Source organism: Kitasatospora sp. NPDC048296 (genome assembly GCF_043201815.1).
Taxonomy (GTDB): domain Bacteria; phylum Actinomycetota; class Actinomycetes; order Streptomycetales; family Streptomycetaceae; genus Kitasatospora.
Window position 1 is genome coordinate 29,965 of the sequence record NZ_JBICZB010000037.1, and the last position, 22,261, is coordinate 52,225.

At 73.2% G+C, this 22,261-nt stretch carries 23 protein-coding genes; 9 read left to right on the plus strand and 14 right to left on the minus strand.

What is annotated here, in order from left to right; genetic code table 11:
• Positions 1-30: 30 nt before the first annotated feature.
• The 4 genes from ACGF12_RS22125 to ACGF12_RS22140 form a co-directional block, all read right to left on the minus strand.
• A complete protein-coding gene (locus ACGF12_RS22125; RefSeq protein WP_393032570.1) occupies positions 31-615 on the minus strand; it encodes a TMEM165/GDT1 family protein in 585 nt (194 codons plus the stop codon).
• 247 nt (positions 616-862) lie between these two features.
• A complete protein-coding gene (locus tag ACGF12_RS22130) occupies positions 863-1,645 on the minus strand; it encodes an ABC transporter permease (RefSeq protein ID WP_393032573.1) in 783 nt (260 codons plus the stop codon).
• A complete protein-coding gene (locus ACGF12_RS22135) occupies positions 1,645-3,255 on the minus strand; it encodes a dolichyl-phosphate-mannose--protein mannosyltransferase (RefSeq protein WP_393032576.1) in 1,611 nt (536 codons plus the stop codon). Before ACGF12_RS22135 ends, ACGF12_RS22130 begins: the two co-directional genes overlap by 1 nt.
• Before the next feature lie 460 nt (positions 3,256-3,715).
• Positions 3,716-5,023, minus strand: coding sequence for an MFS transporter (locus ACGF12_RS22140; RefSeq protein WP_393032579.1), 1,308 nt, complete (start codon positions 5,021-5,023; stop codon positions 3,716-3,718).
• A 154-nt stretch (positions 5,024-5,177) separates the two neighbouring features.
• Between ACGF12_RS22140 and ACGF12_RS22145 the strand changes: the two genes are divergently transcribed.
• Positions 5,178-5,759 (plus strand): MarR family winged helix-turn-helix transcriptional regulator, encoded by a 582-nt coding sequence (locus tag ACGF12_RS22145; RefSeq protein ID WP_393032582.1) that lies wholly within the window; start codon positions 5,178-5,180, stop codon positions 5,757-5,759.
• 136 nt (positions 5,760-5,895) lie between these two features.
• On the opposite strand, the gene ACGF12_RS22150 is transcribed toward ACGF12_RS22145, so the two are convergent.
• The 4 genes from ACGF12_RS22150 to ACGF12_RS22165 all read right to left on the minus strand — a co-directional run bounded on the left by ACGF12_RS22150 (position 5,896) and on the right by ACGF12_RS22165 (position 9,951).
• Positions 5,896-7,713 (minus strand): glycosyl hydrolase family 18 protein, encoded by a 1,818-nt coding sequence (locus ACGF12_RS22150; protein ID WP_393032585.1) that lies wholly within the window; start codon positions 7,711-7,713, stop codon positions 5,896-5,898.
• A gap of 291 nt (positions 7,714-8,004) precedes the next feature.
• Positions 8,005-8,628 (minus strand): FxLYD domain-containing protein, encoded by a 624-nt coding sequence (locus ACGF12_RS22155; protein WP_393032588.1) that lies wholly within the window; start codon positions 8,626-8,628, stop codon positions 8,005-8,007.
• 123 nt (positions 8,629-8,751) lie between these two features.
• Positions 8,752-9,312, minus strand: a complete 561-nt coding sequence (locus tag ACGF12_RS22160) for a DoxX family protein (RefSeq protein WP_393032591.1) — start codon at positions 9,310-9,312, stop codon at positions 8,752-8,754.
• Positions 9,313-9,516: 204 nt separating this feature from the next.
• A complete protein-coding gene (locus ACGF12_RS22165) occupies positions 9,517-9,951 on the minus strand; it encodes an Lrp/AsnC family transcriptional regulator (RefSeq protein WP_380610665.1) in 435 nt (144 codons plus the stop codon).
• A gap of 221 nt (positions 9,952-10,172) precedes the next feature.
• On the opposite strand from ACGF12_RS22165, the gene ACGF12_RS22170 reads away from it, so the two are divergent.
• The 3 genes from ACGF12_RS22170 to ACGF12_RS22180 all read left to right on the plus strand — a co-directional run bounded on the left by ACGF12_RS22170 (position 10,173) and on the right by ACGF12_RS22180 (position 12,495).
• Positions 10,173-11,003, plus strand: a complete 831-nt coding sequence (locus ACGF12_RS22170) for a tryptophan 2,3-dioxygenase (protein ID WP_393032595.1) — start codon at positions 10,173-10,175, stop codon at positions 11,001-11,003.
• Between the two features lie 88 nt (positions 11,004-11,091).
• Complete coding sequence (kynU, locus tag ACGF12_RS22175; RefSeq protein WP_393032598.1) at positions 11,092-12,318, plus strand: kynureninase; 1,227 nt, start codon at positions 11,092-11,094, stop codon at positions 12,316-12,318.
• Between the two features lie 24 nt (positions 12,319-12,342).
• Positions 12,343-12,495, plus strand: coding sequence for a hypothetical protein (locus tag ACGF12_RS22180; RefSeq protein ID WP_393032601.1), 153 nt, complete (start codon positions 12,343-12,345; stop codon positions 12,493-12,495).
• Position 12,496: 1 nt separating this feature from the next.
• On the opposite strand, the gene ACGF12_RS22185 is transcribed toward ACGF12_RS22180, so the two are convergent.
• Positions 12,497-13,459 carry a hypothetical protein gene (locus tag ACGF12_RS22185; RefSeq protein WP_393032604.1) on the minus strand — a complete coding sequence of 321 codons (963 nt, stop codon included), beginning with the start codon at positions 13,457-13,459 and terminating at the stop codon, positions 12,497-12,499.
• A 76-nt stretch (positions 13,460-13,535) separates the two neighbouring features.
• Between ACGF12_RS22185 and ACGF12_RS22190 the strand changes: the two genes are divergently transcribed.
• The 4 genes from ACGF12_RS22190 (at position 13,536) to ACGF12_RS22205 (ending at position 16,501) form a co-directional block, all read left to right on the plus strand.
• The gene (locus tag ACGF12_RS22190) at positions 13,536-14,165 is read left to right on the plus strand and encodes a TetR/AcrR family transcriptional regulator (RefSeq protein WP_393032607.1); all 630 of its coding nucleotides are present in this window, start codon (positions 13,536-13,538) and stop codon (positions 14,163-14,165) included.
• Between the two features lie 114 nt (positions 14,166-14,279).
• Entirely contained in the window at positions 14,280-14,987 is a 708-nt protein-coding gene (locus tag ACGF12_RS22195; protein ID WP_393032610.1) for a 4'-phosphopantetheinyl transferase family protein, read from the plus strand.
• A 120-nt stretch (positions 14,988-15,107) separates the two neighbouring features.
• The gene (locus ACGF12_RS22200; protein WP_393032613.1) at positions 15,108-15,590 is read left to right on the plus strand and encodes a DUF2269 family protein; all 483 of its coding nucleotides are present in this window, start codon (positions 15,108-15,110) and stop codon (positions 15,588-15,590) included.
• A 71-nt stretch (positions 15,591-15,661) separates the two neighbouring features.
• The gene (locus ACGF12_RS22205) at positions 15,662-16,501 is read left to right on the plus strand and encodes a helix-turn-helix domain-containing protein (RefSeq protein WP_393032616.1); all 840 of its coding nucleotides are present in this window, start codon (positions 15,662-15,664) and stop codon (positions 16,499-16,501) included.
• Between the two features lie 36 nt (positions 16,502-16,537).
• Here the strand turns inward: ACGF12_RS22205 and ACGF12_RS22210 are convergent, their stop codons facing one another.
• Both ACGF12_RS22210 and ACGF12_RS22215 read right to left on the minus strand, forming a co-directional pair.
• Entirely contained in the window at positions 16,538-16,954 is a 417-nt protein-coding gene (locus ACGF12_RS22210; protein WP_393032619.1) for a hypothetical protein, read from the minus strand.
• 126 nt (positions 16,955-17,080) lie between these two features.
• A complete protein-coding gene (locus ACGF12_RS22215) occupies positions 17,081-18,067 on the minus strand; it encodes an Lrp/AsnC family transcriptional regulator (RefSeq protein WP_393032622.1) in 987 nt (328 codons plus the stop codon).
• A 116-nt stretch (positions 18,068-18,183) separates the two neighbouring features.
• Between ACGF12_RS22215 and ACGF12_RS22220 the strand changes: the two genes are divergently transcribed.
• Positions 18,184-18,990, plus strand: coding sequence for an inositol monophosphatase family protein (locus ACGF12_RS22220; RefSeq protein WP_393032625.1), 807 nt, complete (start codon positions 18,184-18,186; stop codon positions 18,988-18,990).
• On the opposite strand, the gene ACGF12_RS22225 is transcribed toward ACGF12_RS22220, so the two are convergent.
• Genes ACGF12_RS22225 through ACGF12_RS22235 form a run of 3 tightly spaced genes read right to left on the minus strand, consistent with a single transcriptional unit; the run spans position 18,983 to position 22,117 of the window.
• Positions 18,983-19,864, minus strand: a complete 882-nt coding sequence (locus tag ACGF12_RS22225; protein WP_393032628.1) for an amidohydrolase family protein — start codon at positions 19,862-19,864, stop codon at positions 18,983-18,985. The two genes, ACGF12_RS22220 and ACGF12_RS22225, sit on opposite strands and share 8 nt — an antisense overlap.
• On the minus strand, positions 19,861-21,495 hold the full coding sequence (locus ACGF12_RS22230) for an acyl-CoA dehydrogenase family protein (RefSeq protein WP_393032631.1): 1,635 nt from the start codon (positions 21,493-21,495) through the stop codon (positions 19,861-19,863). The genes ACGF12_RS22225 and ACGF12_RS22230 overlap by 4 nt, the downstream gene beginning before the upstream one ends.
• On the minus strand, positions 21,479-22,117 hold the full coding sequence (locus ACGF12_RS22235; RefSeq protein ID WP_393032634.1) for a TetR/AcrR family transcriptional regulator: 639 nt from the start codon (positions 22,115-22,117) through the stop codon (positions 21,479-21,481). The genes ACGF12_RS22230 and ACGF12_RS22235 overlap by 17 nt, the downstream gene beginning before the upstream one ends.
• Positions 22,118-22,261: the final 144 nt, after the last annotated feature.

A 22,261-nucleotide genomic window follows, 5' to 3' on the forward strand; every position in this document is an offset into this window, starting at 1 on the left:
CGACCGCCGCCGGCCGGGGCTCTCCCCGCATCAGCCGGCGATCGCCCCAAAGATGCTGACGCCCGCCAGCACCACCATGATCCCCGCAGCCACCCGGATGATCAGCTTCATCGGCACGTACTTGAGCAGCTTCTGCCCGCCCACGATGGCGATCCCGCCGACCGCGCAGAGCGCCAGCCAGGAGCCGATGCCGACGGCCAGCGGATCGGCGTACTTGGCGGCCAGGTTGGCGGTCATGATCTGGGTCAGGTCACCGAACTCGGCGATCGCGACGACCACGAAGCTGGCCCCGGCCACCTTCCAGAAGCTGTTCGAGGACGGCTCCTTGGCGGCGTGCTCGTCGTCGTCCTCACCGCCGTGGAACAGCAGCATCGCCGCGCCGACCAGGAACAGCGCGCCGGTGATGCCCTCCACCCAGCGGTGCGGCAGCAGCGAGAGCAGGTGCCCGGCGACCAGGGCCAGGCCCACCTGGAGGGCGAAGGCGGCGGCGATGCCCGCGAAGACGTAGCTCGCGCGGTACTTGGTGCCGAGCACCAGACTGGCCAGCGCGGTCTTGTCCGGCAGTTCGGCCAGGAAGATGATGCCGAACGTCAACGCGGCAACGGTCAAACTCATCGGAGGAATCCCTCGGTCGGGCTGCCCGGCCTCCGCAGCTCCGTCAGGGGTCGCTTCGGCCCGACAGCACTGGAAACGGTCACAGCACTGCGGCCGAAGGTCTCGCCGGCACCGTCCGTCCGGACCATCCGCATCGACCGGATCAACCGGATCGGATGGCTCGCCGAGGTGCCCCGGGCGCCGGGCCCGTGAGGGCCAGTATGTCGACGGTCCGGTGGAGGGCTACTCCCCTTCAACGCGCCCAAGCCTACCCGACGCCGTTGGACGGCCCCGCCGTCACCAGCCCCCGCCCGACCAGCTCCAGCACCACCACGATCGCCGTCGACTCCACCGCCAGCAGCCCGATCAGCACGAACAGCTGCACCGCCCCGGCCTGAACGGGCGAGGCGCCGCCGAGCAGCATGCCGACGAAGGCGCCCGGCAGGGTGACCAGCCCGACCGTACGGGTCTGGTCCAGCGCCGGGACCAGCGAGGTCGCGGCCGCCGTACGGCAGATCTCCAGCCGGGCGTCCCGCTCCTCGAAACCGAGCGCCAGCGCCGCCTCCACCTCGCCGCGCCGCTGCCGCAGCTCGTCCAGCGCCCGCCGTCCGGCCAGCGAGGTGGCGGTGAGCCCGCCGCCGATCAGGATGCCCGCGACCGGGATCACCGACAGGCCCTTGGGCGGCAGCAGTCCGACGGCCAGCAGCAGGACGAGCACCGGCAGCACCCCGACGCCGATCGGGGCGGCCGCCCAGACCCAGCCGGGGCCCCGGGTCATCCGCCGCCCGGCCGTTCGCACCGCGACCGCGAACATCAGCAGCACGAACAGCGCCGACCGCCAGAGCGAGCCGACCACCCAGCTGATCACCGCGGCGACGGCGGCCAGCTGGACGACCGCCCGCAGCCCGGCCCGCACCACCGCCCGTCCGTGGCCGAGCAGGCCCCACCCGGCCACCGCCACCGCGGCCAGCAGCAGCGCCGCGGTGACCACCCCGAGCACCGGGGTGACCGGCAGCAGCTGCCCGCCGGACGCCGCCGACGGAACCGGCATCAGATCCAGCTGGTGAACCACATCCGGTCCTGCCAGGACGACATCGGGATCACCTCCGCCGTGTACAGCGGGTAGAAGAAGGCGAAGCAGCCGACGATCGCGAGCACGATCAGCCCGGCGCCGATCGCCCCGTAGCGGCGGCGCTCGGGACTGCTGCCGACCGGGCCGAGGATCGCCCCGAGCATCTGGGCGACGGCCAGGCACAGGAACGGCACCAGCACGACCATGTAGAAGGAGAAGATCGTCCGCTGCTGGTACTGGAACCAGGGCAGGTAGATCCCGGCCACCGCGCACAGCACGGCGCCCGAGCGCCAGTCCCGGCGGAAGAACCAGCGCCACAGCAGGTAGACCAGCGCGAAGCAGGCCGCCCACCACAGGAACGGGGTGCCCAGGCCCAGGATCTGCGCCGCGCAGCCGCCGGAGGAGGTGCAGCCGCGCGTCCCGTCCGGGACCTGCTCCCAGTACATCGAGACCGGGCGGCCGTCGACCAGCCAGGCGAAGGGGTTGGACTGGTAGGTGTGCGGGGTGCTCAGGCCGGTGTTGAAGTCGTACATCTGCGAGTGGTAGTGCCACAGGCTGCGCAGCGCCGCGGGCACCCAGCTCATCGAGACCTGCGGCAGCGGGACGCCGAGGACGTGGTCCGGGGAGAGCCCGGCACGGCCGTCGGCCCAGTGCCGGTCGTAGCCGCCGTCGCCGCCCACGCCGCTGGCCAGCCAGCCGCTCCAGGCACCGACGTACACCACCAGGGCGGAGCCGACCATGGCGAGGAAGGCCGGTACGGCGTCCCGGCGCAGCATGGCGCGCCACGGGTGACGGGCTCCGGCGCCGCGGCGGCCGGACTGGTCCCAGAGCACGGTCAGGATGCCGAAGGCGGCGAGGATCGGGGCGCCGTTCCACTTGACCGCGCAGGCCGCGCCGACGAACACCCCGGCGGCGATCCGCCAGGGGCGCAGCCCGAGGCTCGCCCGGTCGGCATCGGTCACGGCGGCCAGCTTCGCCCGGACGTGGTCGCGGTCGATCAGCAGGGCGCCGAAGGAGGCGAGCACGAAGAACATCTGGATGCCGTCGAGCAGGCCGACCCGGCTCATCACCAGCTGGAGGCCGTCGACGGACATCAGCAGGGCGGCGGTGCAGCCGACCAGGGTGGAGCCGAAGAGCCGGCGGCCGATCCGGGCCAGCATCAGTACGGTGACGGTGCCGAGCAGGGCGGTCATGAACCGCCAGCCGAAGGGGTGCAGGCCGAACAGCTGCTCGCCGATCGCCATCACCCATTTGCCGAGTGGCGGGTGGGCGATGAACTCGGGCACGGAGCTGAGCGGGATGGACTGCGGGACGGCCAGGATGTCGGTGTTGGCGTGGTCGGGCCAGGTGCCCTCGTAGCCCTGCTGGAGCAGCGACCAGGCGTCCTTGGGGTAGTACGTCTCGTCGAAGACGAAGGCGTTGGGGTAGCCGAGGTTCCAGAACCGCAGCAGGCCGGCGAACAGGGCGACGGCGATCGGGCCGAGCCAACCGGAGTGGTCGGCCGCCCAGCGGAGCAGCCCGCTCCGGGCCGGTGCGGGGTCGGCGGTGGCCCGGGCCGCCGGGGGGTGCGTGAGCGCCGCTTGCGTCATCGGGTACCTCAACCGGGGTAGGAGCCGAACTTCCCGGCGAGATGGGCAGGCATCCGACGATTCACTCGTTTAGGCGACTATCTGCCCGATCCGCTCGGGATAATCCGAATTGGCGATAGGTTATCCGTGCCCGGTCGGCGAGAACCAAGTCGACTGGGCCTACCGCCGGGCTGGCGGGATGTCAGGTCTGTGGAGCTGATGTAAGACCGATGGGCGGTACACCGTTCCTTCGCTGGTCATCCAGGTCGGCAACCGGCTGCGAAGCAGAAAGCCCGACCCGCGAGGGTTGGAATCCTCCGCACCAGGCGGAGGAGGATGTCAAAGCCTCGCCGATTCGCCCGTCTTGGGCATTGGCGAGAGGCGGGCGGTCAACAGCCACTGACCCTATGGGGCAGTGGTCAGGAAACCAAGCGCAACGGGCGCCGACCAGGGTCGGCGCCCGCTACCTGTTCGATATCTGTCAGGCGGCGGTCTCCAGCTCCCGGAGCGGGACCGCCGTGCGGACCACGGCCGGGGCCGCGTTGTCCTGCTCCGCCGTGAGGTACGGGCGCAGCCGCAGCGCCAGCATGACGATCAGCAGCGTCGAGCCCGCCATGGCCGCCAGGTAGAGCGGCCAGGTGCCGGAGCCGACCAGCAGCACGCCGACGGCCGGGCCGACCGCGACGGCGATCTGCTTCACCAGGGCGTACCCGGCGTTGTAGGTGCCGAGCAGCCGGGCCGGGGCGAGGTCCGCGACGATCGGGCCCATGGTGGGCGCGAGCAGCGACTCACCGACGCCGAACAGCGCGTAGATCGAGACGATCGCGACCGTGGCGGCCATGGTCTCGGTCCGGATCAGACCGGCCACCAGGGCCATCGTCCAGGCGCCGAGCCAGACCAGGCCGGCCGCGGCCATCGCGGTGGTGCGGCGGCGGCGCGCGGTGATCCGCACCATGAACATCTGCAGGACCACGATGGTCAGCGCGTTGGCGCCGATCGCGAAGCCCAGGGTGGACGGCGCGGTGCCGACGGTGTCGGTGGCGAAGGCCGCGACACCGGACTCGAACTGGCCGTAGCAGGTGAAGAAGATCAGCCCGGCGAGGACGCAGAGCCGCACCATCGCCTTGTCGGCGAACAGGGCGCGCAGACCGGTCGGACCGTCGGCCTTCTCGTGGACGACGCTCAGCTGGACCTTGGACATCCGGGCGGTGCCGGTGACCAGGGCCAGGCCGAGGAACGTCGCCGCCTCGATCGTGAACAGCCGGGTGAGGCTGGCCGGGTCGGCGACGTCGACGATCTGCCCGCCGACCAGCGCGCCGATGCCCATGCCCAGGTTGACCAGGGTGAACTGCAGCGCGAAGGCGTGCGAGCGGGTCGCCGCCGTCGAGCAGCGGACGATCATCGTGGCCAGCGCCGGCTGGCAGGTGGTGACACCCGCGCCGAACAGGAAGGACGACACCAGCAGGGCCGGGGTGTCGGTGGCGTGACCGAAGGCGAACGCGCCGGTGGCGGCGAGCGCGGCACCCGCCAGCAGCACCGGACGGGGACCGTACCTGTCGATGCCGCGCCCGGTGAACGGGAGGACGGCCAGCGCCGCCAGCGCGAAGACGGTGAACACCATCCCGGCCGCCAGCGAGCCCAGCCCGCGCACCTGGTCCACGTACACGAACATGTACGGCATCGTGAACCCGCTGCCGAACGCACTGAGCGCGTTGCCGATCTGGACGCGGCGCAGCGGGCTGCCCGCCCCACGTCGCTGCTGCCTCTGCTGCTTCACCGTGCCGGTCACCGTGCACATCCCTTCCAGGTCATCCGGACTGTCGAGTTGAACTCTTAAGGCCGGAAGATTTCAGAGCTAAAGTTTGACGAGATAAAGTCTTAGCACCGGAAGACTGTGGAGTCAAAGGCTTAAGAGATGCACGTCCGCGTGCGACACTGTCGGCATGACTACGGACAAGCCGGCGCCGGCTCCCGGCAAGCCCCTGCCGGCCACCCCCCTGGAGCTCGGCATCGCCGAGCAGGTGGCCCTCTACCAGCGGGAATTCCCCACCGTGGACCCCCAGGTGGAGACGATCGTGCAGACCCTGTCCCGGGTCGCCCGGCGGATGGGCGTCGCGTACGACCGGCAGCTGACTGTGCTGGGAATCACCTCCGCGGAGTGGGAGGTGCTCAAGGCACTGGTGGTGGCCGGCAGCCCGTACCGACTGGGGCCCGGCGAGCTGGCCAAGCGGCTGGGGCTCACCCCGGCCGCGATGACGCACCGGATCGACCGGATGGTCGCCGAGGACCTGGTCACCCGAGAGCGGGACGAGTCCAACCGGGTGCGGGTGATCATCGAGCTGACCGAGAACGGCCGCGACAAGTGGCTGGAGTCGATGCGGATGGCGGCGGTGTTCGAGGAGGAGCTGCTGCAGGACATCGCGGGCGAGGAGCGCACCGCGCTCTCCGGCCTGCTGGCCCGGATGCTGCGGCGGATCGAGCAGAGCCAGCCGGACGCGCTGGGGCGCACCGCCGACCTGGGGTAGCGACGCGGTCCGGCCCGCCGGGGGGCGCTCCCCCGGCGGGCCGGACCGTCGGTGCTTCGGACGGGTGCCGCGAGGCCCGTCGGGGCCCCGGGCGGTCAGGCGGTCAGGCGGTCGGCCGGATCAGGCGGTCAGCCGATCAGCAGGGGCCGTTGTCGGCCCAGACGCCCCACTGGCCGCTCAGGGTCGGGTCCTCGCCCTTGGTCCACCACTTGTTGGTGTAGTAGTGGCCCTTCCACGAGACCTTGGTGCCGCCGGCCGCGTAGGTGGTGTTGGGGTCCCAGCTCGGGGCGGCCGGGCAGGTGGCCGGCGTGGTCGGGGTGCCGGTCGGGGTCCCGGTGGGCGTGCCGGTCGGGGTGCCCGTGGGCGTACCGGTGGGCGTACCGGTCGGGGTCTGGGTGGGCGACGGCGTGCCGGTCGGCGGGGCCGGGCAGCCGGCGGCGGAGCCGTTGGTGGCGTTCACCATCGTGTCGAACAGCGTGGTGTTGGTACCCAGGTCGTAGAGCGAGAAGGCGAAGGAGCCGCCCAGGCCGTTGCAGTGCGCGTAGTCCAGCTTGGCCTGGATGGACCGGGCGTCCTCACCGCTCCAGAAGGTGGTGCCGTCGTAGAAGTAGGTGGCCTTGGCGGCGTCGTCCCAGAAGGTCCTGGACGGGTTGTCGACGAAGCCGCCCAGCTCCTTGTACATCTGGATGCCGGGGACGTTGCCGGACATCGCGGCCCCGCCCGCCGGCCCGGTGGCGGGCTGGAAGAGACCGTTCCTGCCGTTGTTCTGGACGCCGGTCCAGCCGCGGTAGTAGAACGGCACACCCATGTTGATCTTGTTGGCCGGGAAACCGCCGGGGATGCCGTACTGCGCGTCGCCGACCGTCCACGCCTTGATGGCGTTGTCGATCGAGTACTTGCCGTTGCCCGGCTTGGCCGGGGTCGACGGGTCGTTCGGGCCGGAGTACAGCGGGGCCTGGTGGTTGGTCGGGCCCTGCGGGTCCCAACCGCCGTGCATGTCGTAGGTCATGACGTCGAGGAAGGTCAGGTACTGACCGATCTTGTCGGTCTCGACGTTCATGATCTTGTCCTGGCCGGCGCCGACCGCCGCCGACAGGGCGTAGGTCTTGTTGTCGGCCTTGCCCTGGGCGTCCAGCTGGTTGCGGAACTCCTGCAGCAGCAGGGTGAAGTTCTGCTTGTCGGCCGGGCTGGAGATGTTGCCGGTGTGGCCGCCGCCGCCCGGGTACTCCCAGTCGATGTCGATGCCGTCGAAGATGCCGGCGCCCGAGCCCGGGCCGCCGTAGCCGGCGTCGGTCGGGAGGTTGCCCTTGATGAACATGTCGATGCAGGACGACACCAGGTGCTTGCGCGAGGCGTCGGTCGCGGCCGCCTGCGAGAAGTACTTGGAGTAGGTCCAACCACCGATCGAGAGCAGGACCTTGAGGTTGGGGTTCTTCGCCTTCAGCTTCTTCAGCTGGTTGAAGTTGCCCGCGATCGGCTGGTTCCAGACGTCGCCGACGCCGTCGACCGAGATGTCCGCGCCGAAGCTCTTCTGGTAGTCGGCGAACGCGTCGCCCGCGCCGTCACCCGCGTTGGGGTTGTTGTCGTTCGTGTCGGCGGCCTTGGTGGCCTCGAAACACCCCAGGTCGGTCGGGTTGATGTTGGCGAAGTCGTAGATCAGGTAGTCCAGCTTCCCGGCCACGCCGGTGTCCTGGATCGTCTTCGGGTAGTACGCGTTCGCGTAGACCGACCACTGGTCGAAGTAGGCGACCTTGATGCCGCCGCTGGTGGCGGGTGCGCCGGTGGAGTTGGTGGTCGCGGCGTTGGCCGCGGCGCCGCCGGACAGCGCGAGGCCCGCGCCGAGCAGCAGGGAGGCGGCGGTGCCGGCCGCGACGGCGGCCAGGCTCTTCGGGCGGCGCCGACGGGCTCCGTCCGGAGCCGGGGCCCCGGCCCTTTCAATGCGTGAGCGCAGCATGAGTGCGTGACTCCTGGTTGTGGGGGATGCCGTCGTCCCGGTGGGGTCGCACGTCCGGGTGGGGTCGGACGACCGGGACATGACAGGTATGGCTTGGGGATCGAGCGGGATCAGGCCGTGACGGACACCGGGATGTGCCGAACCGGCGCCCCCGGCACGAGGCCGGTGACGCCGGTTCAGGGGCTCCCTGCACCTGGGCAACAAAAATGGACTAGACCAACTCCCCCGTCAAGGGGTGCCGTTGGCCCTTGAGCCGCGCTTAAGGTTCGACCCTCGCGCCGAGCAGGGCTTTCAGTAGCGGACGGCGTTCCCCACCTCGGCCCTGACCGTGCCCGAGAGGTCCAGGTTGCTGCGCGCGGTGGCCTGGGCGCTCTGGCCGGCCGCCACGTCCTGGACGGTCACCGCGGTCGCGTCCAGCAGCTTGCCGCTCCCGTCGGTGAAGTTCAGCTGGATCACGTACCGGTAGGACTGCTGGCCGTGGTTGGTGACGGTCAGCTTCGCCTGCGCCTTGCCGTCCGATCCGATGGTCACCGCCTCGACGGCCACGTCCGCCTTGGCGTCCAGCCCGCCCTTGATCCCGGCGACCGCCGAGGAGGCGGCCGAGATCGCCGCCGAGGCCTCGGCCTGCGCCGAGGCGATCGCCCCGCCCAGCCCGCCCACCACCCCACTCGCCGCCGAGGCCAGCTCCGAGGCGGCGGAGGCGGCGGCGCTCGCCGCCTTCTGCACCGCACTCGCCGCCTCGGAGGCCTTGCTGTTCGCGCTCTTGCCGGAGGAGCAGCCCGCCAACACCACCGCACCGAGCGCGACCGCGGCCAACGTCCCCGCCACCAGCCGACGGCGGTGATCGCCCGGTCGCTCCGGAGGCTGCGCGGTGACGCGCGGCGGGAGGGCTCGGGTGAGCGGCTGGCGGTCCATTCGGTCCTCGTTTCTGCCCGGCGCCGGGCTGCCCGGCACACCTCCCCGCCCACCCTCCGAGGGCCCGGGAGCCACCGCCAGCAGGGGTGGTTCCTCCGGGTGACGAGGCCGCCGGGCCGACGGCTACGACAGCCCGGAGCCCTCCTGCTCGTCCGCCTCCACCGCCGCCCGCTCCTCGCGCAGTCGCACCGCGTGGCGCCGCCGGGCGAGCACCCCGTACGCGCCGGCCGCGCTCGCCAGGAAGGCCAGCACGCCCGTCCACGGCCGGTCGAAGACGTGCCCGGTCAGGTGGTCCAGCGAGTACCGCCCCGGCCCGGCCAGGCCGATCGCCAGCCCGGTCGCGCCGAGGAGGGCCGGGTACTCGTAGCCGCCGGACATCGCGAAGAACCCCGCCGGGGCGTGCACCGCCACCGCGGTGGCCATCGTCCCGGCCACCACCGCGCCGGCCGCCGGGGTGGCCAGCCCGGCCACCACCAGCGCCCCGCCGCCCGCCTCGCCGAGGCCCGCCGCGACGGCGCTCTCCCGGGCCGGGTGGAAACCCATCTGGTCCATGGCCTTGGTGGTGCCCTCCAGGCCGCCACCACCGAACCAACCGAACAGCTTCTGGGCGCCGTGCGCGATCAGCACCCCGCCGACCGCGCCGCGCAGGGCCAGCAGGCCCAGGTCCTTACGGTTCAGGCACATGTCGCATCCTCGTTTCCGCCAAGGAGTGGTCGTACCTCCATGGCACCCGAGAGCGCGCACCCGTTCGAGTCGGGGCCGCCATCCGAGCGAATCTCCGGCGGCGAGGAATGAACCACCCCGCGCGGAGATTCGGGCCCCGACCCCACGGACCCCGCCCCACGGACCCCGCCGTACGGGACTCCCCACTCCTCGACGCTCACGCGCCTACCGCAGCTCCACCGGCCGCCAGGGCACCGGACTGGAGAGGATCATCGAGCTGGACGGCTGGCCGTAGCCGCCGAGCCGGTCGCACAACGCCTCGAACTCGGCCATCGTGGACACCGCGACCAGCAGCACGCAGCAGGCCCCGCCGGTGACCCGGTGCAGTTGGAGCACCTCCGGCCAGGTCTCCACCTCGGGGTCGCGCAGCACGCAGCGCGGGCCGTAGCACTGGATCTGGACCAGCGCGGTGATCGGCAGCCCGGCCCGGGTGAGGTCGACGTGGGCGTGGTAGCCGCTGATCACCCCGTCGGCCTCCAGGCGGCGGACCCGTTCGGCCACCGCGGGTGCGGACAGGCTCACCCGACGGGAGAGTTCGTTGTACGAGAGCCTGGCGTCGGCCTGCAGCTCGGCCAGCAGGCGGCGATCGACGGCGTCCATGGCGACTCCCGAAAAGCAGTTGTGATCAGCGGTTTTTCATTCATAAAGCAGATCGCCCGAACGCCTCGCGAACGACAGCCCGAAGCGCGGTTGCGGTGCTCGTCGGCCATTCAAGCGGGGGGCCATGGCGCCGCACAATGGGCTCCCCGGCGGAACCAGGACGTCCGTCCGCTCCCGCCGGCCCCGGGCGACCAGGCCCGGACGGATCAGGAGGGATCGGGATGGGGCACGACACGGTGGAGACACCCAACCTGTCGTTCGGTCGGGGCGGCGAGCCGGGTCGGGGCACCCCGTACGCGCAGTACGCGCGCCTGGAGGAGCTGCACAGCCTGCAGCACCCGCGCAGCAAGGAGCCGGCCGAGCTGTCGTTCATCGTCACCACCCAGGTGATGGAGCTGCTCTTCGACCTGCTGCGGCACGAGTGGACGCAGGCCCGGCAGGCGCTGCGCGAGGACGACCTGACCGCCGCGCTGGCCGCGCTGCGCCGCGGCACCCACGTGCAGGACGTGCTGGTGGAGTCCTGGGAGCTGCTGGCCACCATGACCCCGCAGGAGTTCAACTCCTTCCGCGCGCTGTTCGGCGAGGCCTCCGGCTTCCAGTCCTCGGCCTTCCTGCACCTGGAGTTCCTGCTCGGCAACAAGAACGCCGCGCTGCTGAACATGTACGCGGAGATGCCCGGGACGCGGGCCGAGCTGGCCGAGGCGCTGCGCTCCCCCGGCCTCTACGACGAGGCGCTGGCCCTGCTGGCCCGGCGCGGCCTCGCGGTGCGCCCGGAGACCTCCGAGCAGCGCTACCAGCCCTCCGAGGAGGTCGCGGCGGCCTGGCGCCGGGTCTACACCGACCCGCAGTTCGCCGCCCTGCAGCCGCTCGGCGAGGCGCTGCTGGACGTGGCCGAGCGGGTCACCCGCTGGCGCCAGCGCCACCTGACCGCGGTCAAGCGGACCATGGGCGGCAAGCCCGGCTCGGGCGGCTCCAGCGGGCTGACCTGGCTGCGCAAGTCGGCCGAGCAGGACGTCTTCCCCGAGCTGTGGACGATCCGGGACGAGCTGTGACGGGACGAACCGCGGCAGGCGGCGGAGCGGTGACGGGCCGCGGAGCGGCGACGGGACTGGTTGCGAGCGAGGGGACCGAGGAATGGGCATGATCACGCGCGAGGAGTGCGCGGCGCTGGACGCCGTCGACCCGCTGGCGGCGTTCCGCAAGGAGTTCGCCCTGCCGGACGGGGTGATCTACCTGGACGGCAACTCGCTGGGCGCGCTGCCGGTGCGCACCCCGGAGCGGGTGCGGCAGGTGGTCGAGGAGGAGTGGGGCCGGGAGCTGATCCGCAGCTGGAACGACGCCGGCTGGTTCGAGCAGCCGTACCGGCTGGGGCGGCGGATCGCGCCGCTGATCGGCGTCGATCCGGCGGAGGTGGTCGTCTGCGACACCACCTCGGTGAACCTGTTCAAGGTGCTCTCGGCAGCGCTCACGCTGCGCCCCGGGCGGCGCACGGTGCTCGGTGACGCCGAGGCCTTCCCGACCGACCTGTACATCGCCGAGGGCGTGACCGGCCTGGTCGAGGGCGGGCGCAGCCTGCTGATCCGCCCGGAGGAGCTGGACGGGCACCTGGACGGGGACGTGGCCGCGGTGGTCCTCTCGCACGTGGACTACCGCACCGGCGAGCTGCTGGACATGCCCGGGATCACCGCCCGGGTGCAGGCCGCGGGCGCCCTGATGATCTGGGACGTGTGCCACTCGGTGGGCGCGCTGCCGGTCGAACTCGCGGCCGCGAACGCGGACTTCGCGGTCGGCTGCACCTACAAGTACCTGAACGGCGGCCCCGGCTCGCCGGCCTTCCTGTACGTCGCCGAGCGGCACCTGGCGGCCGGTCCGGTGCAGCCGCTGAGCGGCTGGTTCGGGCACGCCCGCCCGTTCGCCTTCGAGCCCGGGTACGACCCCAAGCCGGGCATCGGCCGGTTCCTGACCAGCTCGCCCTCACTGCTCGGCCAGGCCGCGCTGGGCGCCTCCCTGGACGTCTGGGAGCGGGCCGACCTGGCGGCCGTGCGGGCGAAGAGCCTGGCGCTGACCGACCTGTTCGTCTCGCTGGTCGAGGGCCTGGACGGGGTCGAGGTGGCGACCCCGCGCGAGCACGCCCGACGCGGCAGCCAGGTCGCGTTGCGGCACGCCGACGGGTACCCGGTGGTGCAGGCGCTGATCGCGCGCGGGGTGATCGGGGACTTCCGGGCGCCGGACCTGATGCGCTTCGGCTTCACGCCGCTCTACCTCTCGTACACCGAGGTCTGGGACGCGGCCCGGCAGCTGGCCGAGGTGCTGGCGAGCGGCGAGTGGCGGGAGGAGCGCTTCTCCCGCCGGGGCGAGGTGACGTAACCGGAGGGGTTCGGTCCGCCTTCGTTGCCCGCCGCCGACCGGGCCGCGGCGGCCACCCGGCTGCGACAGGCTGTCGGCGGGCCGGCCGTCACCCTGGTCGGCCGGGTGGTCGGCGAACCGGTGCACGCGATCGCCGCCGAGCGGCGCACGGTGGACCGGTTCTTCGAGGCCCACTGAGCTACGGCGCGTCCGGACCGGCCGTCAACTCCGCGACGAGCTCGCGGTAGACGTCGAAGGCCGGCTTGCGGGTGTAGTCGTCGCGCAGCAGGCCGAAGTGGTGGAACAGTCCCGGGCCCGCGCTGTCGGCGTCGCGCAGGGCGAAGAACGTGTAACCGGTGACGGTGAGTTCGGCGGCCAGCCCGGCGACCGTCCGGACCACCTCCTCGACCACCTCGGCCTGCCGCTCCTCGCTCCGCCCGGGGCCGGTGGGCCAGCCGTTCTCGCAGATCCGCAGCGGGACGGTCGGCCCGATCCCGGCCCGGGGCAGCGCGTCGTCACGGAATCCGGTGAGCACCGCCCGTACGGCGCCGGCGAGCTGGTCGGCCGGGACGGGCCAGAAGGCGTCCGGGAAGAAGTCCACGCCGACGTAGTCCAGGGCGCGGTGGAAACGCTCGTCGCCGAGCTCGCCGAGCTCGTCCCAGAAGGTGTCGGCGGCGGCGCCGAAGGACGGCACCGCATTGAAGCCGACCGCCAGCCGGTCGTAGCCGCAGGTCAGCGCCTCCTCCTTGGCCGCGATGACGCCCTCGACCAGCGCCCGGCAGACGTTCGGGATGCTGCCGTCCACGGGCGGGAGGTCGAGGTTGGGCTCCTCGCAGATCTGTACGCAGGCCAGGCGGCCGCCCTCGGCCCGGACCGTGCGCCGGACGAAGTCCAGCCAGCCCGCCAACTCCCCGCTGCGCTCCCGGAACTGGAGCACGAGGTCGAGCTTGCGGCCCTCGACGGCGTACTGCTCGGGGCGCTCCGGGGTGTGCGCGCCGTCCGGGAACAGCCGATAGGCGCGGACGATCAACTCGGGTGCGTCACCCTGGAGTTCACGCAGGGCTGCGGCGATCCGCGCGGGGTCGTCGGGGCGGACGGGTTCGATCAGGCCGGTGTCGTCGCCGAGCAGCCCGCCGGGATAGATGCCGAAGGTGAAGGTCATGCCGACACCGTAGCGGATATTTTTGGTGCCACTGCAAATTTGCTGCGACACCATGGTTCGCCCGTAGGATTCCGCCATGGGACTTCGCGAACGCAAGAAGCAGCAGACCCGGGAGCTCCTGGCCGACACCGCCATGGGCCTGTTCGCCGAGCGCGGCTTCGAGCGGGTCACGGTGGTCGAGGTGGCCCGCGCTGCCGGGGTCTCGCCCAACACGGTGTTCAACTACTTCCCGACCAAGGAGGACCTGTTCTTCGACCGACAGGACGAGGTGGTCGCCCACCTGGCCGAGGTCGTCCGGGGACGGCCCGCCGGCAGCTCCGCCGTGGACGCCGTACGGGCCGACCTGCTGACAGCCGTCGCCGACGGTGAGCCGACCATCGGCCTCAACCCGCGGATGGCGGCGTTCTGGCGGATCATCGACGACAGCCCGGCGCTGCGGGCCCGACTGCTGGAGCTCGGCGAGCGCGCCGAGGCGGCGCTGGCGGCCGTCCTCGCCGAGGAGTCGGGGGCCGGGGCGGAGGACCCGCTCCCCCGGGTGGTGGCCGGTGCCGTGGCCGGCGCCCACCGTGCGGTGCTCGCAGAGATCCGGCGGGCGATGGTCGCCGGCGAGCCGACCGACGCGGTGCGCGGCCGGGTCGAGGCGGCGGTGGAACGGGCCTTCGGCCTGCTCGGCTCGGGGCTCGCGGACTACCCGCCGAGACGCTGACCCCGAGGGGGAGTTGAGGCCGTCGCCGTCGGCGTCGTCCGTCCGGGAGTCCCAAGGCCCGCCCCGCCCGGCCCGAGCAACCGCCGGGCCGCCGCCCCGGCTAGGTTGGACGGCATGACCACCGAGGCCCAGGACCAGAGCGCGCCGCTCGTCGCCGTCGCGTCCGCCGACGCCGTACTGCGCCACCCCGAGGCGGGCGAACACCTGCTCACCGACATCGAGCGGGCGCGCGCCGAGCGCTTCCGGCACGAGTCCGGGCGGACCGACTACACCGCCGGGCACGTCCTGGTCCGGCTCTGCGCCGCCCGGCTGCTCGGCGTCCCGGCCGTCGAGGTGGTGCTCGCCCAGGAGTGCCCGGACTGCGGCCTCGCCGACCACGGCAAGCCGTACCTGCCGGACCACCCCGGGGTGCACGTGAGCCTGTCCCACACCAGCGGCGTGGTGGCGGCCGGAGCCGGCTACCAGCCGGTCGGCGTGGACGTCGAGCTGGCCGCCCGGAGCGGCTCGCTGCGCGCGGTCGCCCGCCGGGTGCTCGCCCCGGCCGAGCTGGCCCTGGTCGAGGCGGCGCCGGAGCCGAACCGGGCCTTCCTGCGGCAGTGGGTGCGCAAGGAGTCGCTGATCAAGATCGGGCGGGCCACCCTGGACACCCTCGGACGGATCGACCTCTCCGCCCTGCCACTGGACGTCCCGCCCGGCGCCCCGCTGCGCAGCCGGCACGAGGACCTGCACCTGCTCGACTGGACCGACCCCGAGCACGGCGCCGCCGTCGCGGCGGTCAGCACCGCCCCGCCGCGCATCGTCGAACTGGCCGCGGCCGGGTAGGACCAGGGGCACCCGAGCGCGGGGCCGGTGAATAAGCGGTGTTAGCGTGCCTGGTCGTGGGCACGCCGACGGCGCGCGCCCGCCGACCCAGCTACCCACCGGATCAAAGGGTGCCCCGCCATGGCCAAGTTCCTGCTGAGCCTGCACGTCCTCGCGTCGGTCCTGTTCATAGGCCCGGTCGCGGTGGCCGTCAGCATGTTCCCCCGCCGGGCGAAGGCCGCCCTGGCCGGCGGGCCGGACCAGGCCTCGGACGCGGGCGTGCTGCGCGTCCTGCACCGGATCACCCAGGTCTACGCCCTGCTCGGCGTCGCGGTGCCGGTGCTGGGCATCGGCCTGGCGCAGGTGATGGACGTGCTCGGGCAGTCCTGGCTGATCGCCTCGATGGTGCTCACCGCGATCGCCGCGCTCTCGCTGCTGCTCTTCGTGCTGCCCGGCCAGCAGGCCGCCGTGGACGCGCTCGGTCTCGACCCGAAGGACGAGCAGCACACCAAGGCGGTCGGCGGCCTGCGGATGCTGCCCATGACGGCCGGGGTGTTCAACCTGCTGTGGGCCGTGGTCGTGGTGCTGATGATCGTCCGACCGGGGTCGACCACCGGAGCCTGAGCGGCCCCGCGAAGCCCGATCCGCCCGGTCCCCTCCCACCGACCGGGTCGGTTCGAGTACCGTCCTTGGCCATGACGATCATGGCGGGCATGGGCAGCCCGACGGGGACCGGCGTCGGCCCGCTGCTGCGCGGCTGGCGCGAGCGACGACAGCTCAGCCAACTGCAACTGGCACTGCGGGCGGACTCCTCGGCCCGGCACCTCAGCTTCGTCGAGAACGGCCGCTCCCGCCCGAGCCGCGCCCTCCTGCTGCGGCTGGCCGAGGAGTTGGACGTCCCGGTGCGCGAGCGCAACGCCCTGCTGCTGGCGGCCGGTTACGCCCCGCAGTACCCCGAGACGCCCTTGGACGACCCGTCGATGGACGCGCTGCGCGCCGGCCTGGAGCGGCTGCTCGCCGCGCACGACCCGTACCCGGCGGTGGTGATCGACGGAACCTTCCGGGTGCTGGCCGCCAACCGCGCGGCCGTGCTGGTGCTGGAGGGCGTCGCCCCGCAGCTGTTGGAGCCGCCTCTGAACGCGGTCCGGATCGCCCTGCACCCGGAGGGGCTGGCACCGCGCATCGTCAACCACCGGCAGTGGCGGCGGCACCTGCTGGAACGGATGGCGCGACAGCTGGAACTGGTCCGCAGCGAGTCGTTGCGGCAGCTGTACGAGGAGGTGCGCGACTACCCCGAGCCGGCCGGCGGGGCCACGGAGGAGGAGAACTGCCCCTTCGCGCTGCCGCTGCGGCTGCGGCACGAGGGGCGGGTGCTCTCCTTCCTGTCCACCGTCACGACCTTCAACACCCCGTTGGACGTGACCGTCTCCGAACTGGCCCTGGAGGCCTTCCTGCCGGCCGACGCGGAGACCGTCCGCTTCCTGCAGTCTGCGGTGGGGCCGGAGCGTCCGGACCCGTCCTCGGCAGGGGTGTAGGGCGGCTCGACGCGAGGCGGAGCAGCGCCGGGCGGATCAGTGCCGGGCGGAGCGGCGCAGGGCGGCGAGCTGGAGGACCACGAACAGGGCGACCACCGCGGCCTGGAGCGGAATCCACACCGCGCCCACCGCGGTGGGCGCGCGGTGGACCGCCGTGACCACCGAACTGAGCACCACCCAGGTCGAGTTGACCCCGACCACCGCCAGGACGGCGGGCCTCGGCGGCCGTCGGCGGGCGGCCGGCGCGGCGACCGCCAGCGCGTAGCCGGTGAGGAGGGCCCCGAGCCCGACCACCACGGCGCGGTCCAGCCCCAGCAGTTCGCCGAACCGACCGGCGAAGGCCAGGTAGGCCAGGCCGTTGCCCCCCGTCGCCAGGACGTCCAGGCGCAGGACGCCGCGCACCGTCCACGGGGAGAGGACGGAACCGGTCGGGGCGAGGGTGTTCGCGGACATGGCGGATCGGCCTCCTGGCAGGGGTTCGGCTCCCCGGCGGGGCGGCGCCGGCCGGGTTCCTCCAGCCTGCCGGGCCGTCCGGCGGGCGTCGATTACCCCACGGGTAAGACCGGTCGGCTCAGGGCCTCATCGGCCCGGTTGCCGGAGCAGCACGCCGGCCCGCTTCACCGCGCGGGCCGTGATCACGGTCTCGACGCGGGTGACCCCGAGCGGGCCGAGGGTGTCGGTGAGGAAGCGGTAGAGGCCGCCGTGGTCCGGGCAGAACAGCGTGGCCAGCAGGTTGGCCGGGCCGCTGGTGGCGAAGAGGCCGTGCACCCGGGGGTGGCGGGCCAGCTCGGTGTCGACCTCGGCGAGCCGGCCGGGCGGGACGTCCAGCCAGAGGTTGGCGTCCACGGCCATGCCGAGCAGCCGGGGGTCCACGGTCGCGTGGGTGCGCAGCAGTCCGAGCGCGTCCAGCCGGTGCAGGCGGCGCCGTACGGTCGACTCGGGGGCGCCGACCGCCCCGGCCAGCACCGCGTGGGACTGCCGGGCGTCCTCCCCCAGCCGCTCCAGCAGCAGGCGGTCGAGGTCGTCCAGCGGCGGGGGTGCGGCGGGGCGCGGCACGACCGGACGGGCCAGTGCGGCCGCCTCCTGGTCGGTCAGCCCGTCGGCCCGCCACTGCCCGGCGTCGGCGAAGGCGTGCAGCACGGCGTGGGTGGTGGTCTCGGTGACCGCTTCGGTCGCGGGCAACTGCCCGTACAGCAGGCGGTCGCGGGCGCCGGCGTCGCTCAGCATCACGGCGCCGACCTCGTGGCCTCCGAGCATCACGTCGACGAAGGGGACGTCGGGCCGGTCGGCCAGCGCCCGGGCGATCGCGTCCACCCGGCCGCGCAGCACCCGGACCCGCAGCACCAGCGCGCCCACGGCGGCGTCCTCGACGTCGGGCATCCGGACCACCCGCAGCACCCCGGCCTGCCGCATCCGGCTCAGGCGCCGGGTGACCGTCCGGGCGGAGACGCCCAGCACCTCGGCGATCCGGCCGGGCTCGGCCCGTCCGTCCAGCTGGAGCGCGCAGACCAGGCGGCGGTCGAGGGTGTCCAGCACGGTGTCCGGATCGGTCGTGGTGAGGTCCATGGTGTCCGATCTCCGTCGTTCCGAGCCCGCTTGAGCGTCCTGTTCGGCAGCCCTGACGGTACTCCTTGTCCTGGGCGGCCGGAGCGAACCGGCCCGGGAACGGAGGAGTCGCCGCGATGGACGAGCTGTGGACGCTGGCGGAGGGTGTGGAGGCCGCGGTGCGGGAGGTCGGCGGGAGGCTGGCGGCCGGTCGGCCGGTCGAGCCGACGCCGGCACGGACCGCGGCGCAGGCGGCGGCGCGCTTCGCGGAGCTGGACGGCCCGGCCGCCGCCGAACTGCGCGAGCGGCTGAGCGCGCTGTACCCGCGGGCCGGCTGGGTGCCGGAGGAGTTGGACGGCTCGGTGCCCGGCGAGGGCGAGTGGTGGGTGTGCGACGCGACCGACGGTGCGGTGCAGTACCTGCTGGGGCAGCCCCACTGGGCGGTGACGGCGACGCTGGTGCGGGACGGCGCGGCGGTGCTGGCCGTGGTGCACGCCCCGGAGCTGTTCGGCGCGGGCCGGACCTACCGGGCGGTGCTGGGCGGCGGGGCGCAGCTGGACGGGCGGCCGATCGCGCCGCTGGAGCGCGAGTTGGCGGTCACCGTCGCCGCCACCAGCCAGCCGCCCCGGGTGGCCGACGACCCGGTGGCGCTGCGCCGGGCGGGCGAGTCGCTGTCCGCGATGGCGGGCGCGGTGCTCGCGGTGCGTAACCTCGGCCCGACCGCGCTGCAGGTGGCCCAGGTCGGCTCCGGGCACCTGGCGCTGTTCTGGGAGTACGGCGCGGACGCGGGCAACCTGCTGCCCGGCGCGCTGATCGCGAGCGAGGCGGGCGCGGCGGTGACGGACGCCGCCGGGGCGGCCTGGACGGCCGGCTCCGACAGCTTCCTCGCCGCCGCGCCCGGGCTGCACGCGGACGCGCTGGGCGTGCTGCGGGCGGTCAGCTGAGCCCGAACAGGGCGGCCGCGTTGTCGTGGCAGACCGCCCGCAGCCACTCCTCCCCCAGGCCCAGCCCGGCCAGCGCCTCCAGCTGGTGGACGTACCGGTACGGGATGTTGGGGAAGTCGCTGCCGAGCAGGACGCGCTCCTGGAGCCCGCGCAGCCGCGGCAGTTCGTCGCGCGGGAACGGGGCGTCGACCTCGGCGAAGTCGGTGAACGCCATGGTGGTGTCCAGCCGGACGGCCGGGTGGCGCTCGGCGAGGTCGAGGAAGTCGCGGTACTCGGACATGCCGAGGTGGGCGACCACCAGGACCAGTCCGGGGTGCCGCTCCAGCACCTCGCCGATCGGGCCGGGCCCGGTGAACTTGCCCGGCACCGGACCGGATCCGCAGTGGGTGACCACCGGGGTGCCGGTCTCGGCGAGCAGCCCCCAGACCTCGTCCAGCCGCGCGTCCGTCGGGTCGTAGCCGCCGACCTGGAGGTGCGCCTTGAACACCCGCGCGCCGTCCTCGACGGCCCGTGCCACGTACCCGGCCGCCCCCGGTTCGGGGAAGAAGGTCGCGGTGTGCAGGCACTCCGGGGTGCGGGCGGCGAAGTCGGCGGCCCAGGCGTTCAGCCAGGCGGCCATGCCGGGCTTGTGCGGGTAGAGCATCGAGGTGAACGCCCGGACGCCGAACTCCCGCAGCCGCCGGACGCGTTGTTCCTCGGCCTCGCGGTAGGTGATCGGCCAGGGCCGGTTCACCAGCGGGCCGGCCGCGTCGAAGTACGCCCACACCTTGTCGAGGACGTTCTTCGGCATGAAGTGGGTGTGCACGTCGATCAGTCCGGGCAGCCCCAGGGACTGCCAGAACTCCCGTACCTCTTCGGCTTCTCGGGCGCTCACGCGGGCACCGGGCGGGCGCGGTCGATGATCGCGGCGGTGTCCACGCCGGGCGGCAGGGTGCCGAAGGCGGCCCCGTGGTCGCCGCCCAGGCGGGTGGCGCAGAAGGCGTCGGCCACCGCCGGGTCGCCGTACCGGACCAGCAGCGAGCCCTGGAAGGCCAGCGCCATCGACTCGACCAGCCGCCGGGTGCGGTACTCCAGGTCGGTCAGGTCGCTGAGCTGCTTGCGCAGTTCGGCGACCGCCGCGTCCAGCCGGCGGTCCGCGCCGGCGGCGGCGTCGAGTTCGCCGAGGAAGGCGTCGACCGTCTCCGGGCGCTTGGCCATGGCGCGCAGCGCGTCCAGGGCGGCGACGTTGCCGGAGCCCTCCCAGATCGACACCAGCGGCGCCTCGCGGTAGAGCCGGGGCATCCCGGACTCCTCCACGTAGCCGTTGCCGCCCAGACACTCCAGCGCCTCGGCGGAGTGCGCCGGACCGCGCTTGCACACCCAGTACTTGGCCACTGCTAGGCCCAACCGCCGTACCAGTGCCTCGGTTTCGTCCCCGGCCAGGGCGAGGTCGGTGGACTGGGCGAGCCGCATCGCGACCACGGTGGCGGCCTCGGACTCCACGACCAGGTCGGCCAGCACGTTGCGCATCAGCGGCTGGTCGACCAGCGTCCTGCCGAACGCCCGGCGGTGCAGGGCGTGGTGGACCGCCCGGGTGGTGCCGTAGCGCATGCCGGAGGCGGCGCCGATCGTGCAGTCCAGGCGGGTCATGTTGACCATCTCGATGATGGTCGGCACACCCCGGCCCTCATCGCCGACCAGCCAGCCGACCGCGCCGTCGTACTCCAACTCGGCGGAGGCGTTGGACTTGTTGCCGAGCTTGTCCTTGAGCCGCATCAGGTGCAGCCGGTTGCGGCTGCCGTCCGGGAGGACGCGCGGCAGCACGAAGCAGCTGAGCCCGCCGGGTGCCTGGGCGAGGGTCAGGAAGAGGTCGGACATCGGCGCCGAGGTGAACCACTTGTGGCCGGTGAGCCGGTAGGTGCCGTCGGCGTGCGGGGCGGCGGTGGTGGTGTTGGTGCGGACGTCCGAGCCGCCCTGCTTCTCGGTCATCGACATGCCGGCGATCAGCCCGCGCTTGGTGCGCGGCTCGCGCAGCCCGTAGTCGTACTCGGTGGCGGCCAGCAGCGGCTCCAACTCGGCGGCCAGGGAGGGGTTGTGGCGCAGGGCCGGAACGGCGGCGTAGGTCATCGAGATCGGGCAGGTGTGGCCGGCCTCGACCTGGCCCCAGACGTAGAACTTGGCGGCGCGCGCGGAGTGGGCGCCGGGCCGCTCGTCCCGCCAGGGCGCGGCGTGCAGACCGTACGAGACGGCGGTGCGCATCAGCTCGTGCCAGTAGGGGTGGAACTCGACCTCGTCGATCCGGTGGCCGAAGCGGTCGTGGGTGCGCAGCACGGGCGGGTTCTCGTTGGCCAGTCGACCCCAGTCGGCGGCCTGCTCGGAGCCGGCCAGGCGGCCGAGTTCGCGCAGCTCGGGCTCGGCCCAGCCGGCGCCGGCCCGGTCCAGGGCGGCGAGCAGGGTCGGGTCGGCGGCGGTGTCGTGTCCGTACGGCAGGGGCACCTGGTTGGTGACCTCATGCGTCGCTGTCATCGCGTCCTCCCAGGGCACGCAGGGTGAAGGAGACCAGGGCGGGGACCACCGTGGTGTTGTCGCTGTGTTCGGGCCCGACGCTTTCGACCGGCGCGGCGGCGAGCGGGCCGGCCAGGGCCTCGCCGACCGCGCCGACCAGGGCTGCGGCGGTCAGCACCGGGTCCTGCTCGGGGAGTTCGCCGTTCGCCACGGCGGCGGCGATCTCGGTGGCGATCACGTCCCGGAACGCCCGCCGGAAGACCAGGCGCTCGCCGTCCACCACCGCGTCGGCCGGCTCGACCAGCAGCGCGTACGCCAGCCGGGGCGCGCGCAGCGCACGGGCGGCGAAGGTCTCGACCACGGCGGCGATCCGCCGCTGCGGGGTGTCCCGGCGGGCCACGGCGGCGTTGACCGCCTCGATCTCCCGGGTGACCACCCGGCGGAACAGCTGCACCGACAGCTCGGCCTTGTTGGCGAAGTGCTGGTAGAGGCTGCCGGTGGCGACCCCGGCGCGCTCCGCCACGGCGGCCATGGTGCAGCCGCCGTAGCCGCGCTCGGCGAGCAGGCCGACCGCGGCCTGCAGTACCGCCTCGCGCTGGGCGTCCAGGCGGGCTTGCACGGCGGGGGTTCGTCGGTAGGCCATGGAAGCATTGAAGCACTGATTCACTGCTTCGGGGAGGGGGTCGGCGGGTGGCGGGGCCGCGCGGCCGGCGGATGGTGGCCGGCATACGGCGGGAGGCCGCCCCGGGGTGGGGCGGCCTCCTGGTCCTACCGGTCGTGTCAGCCT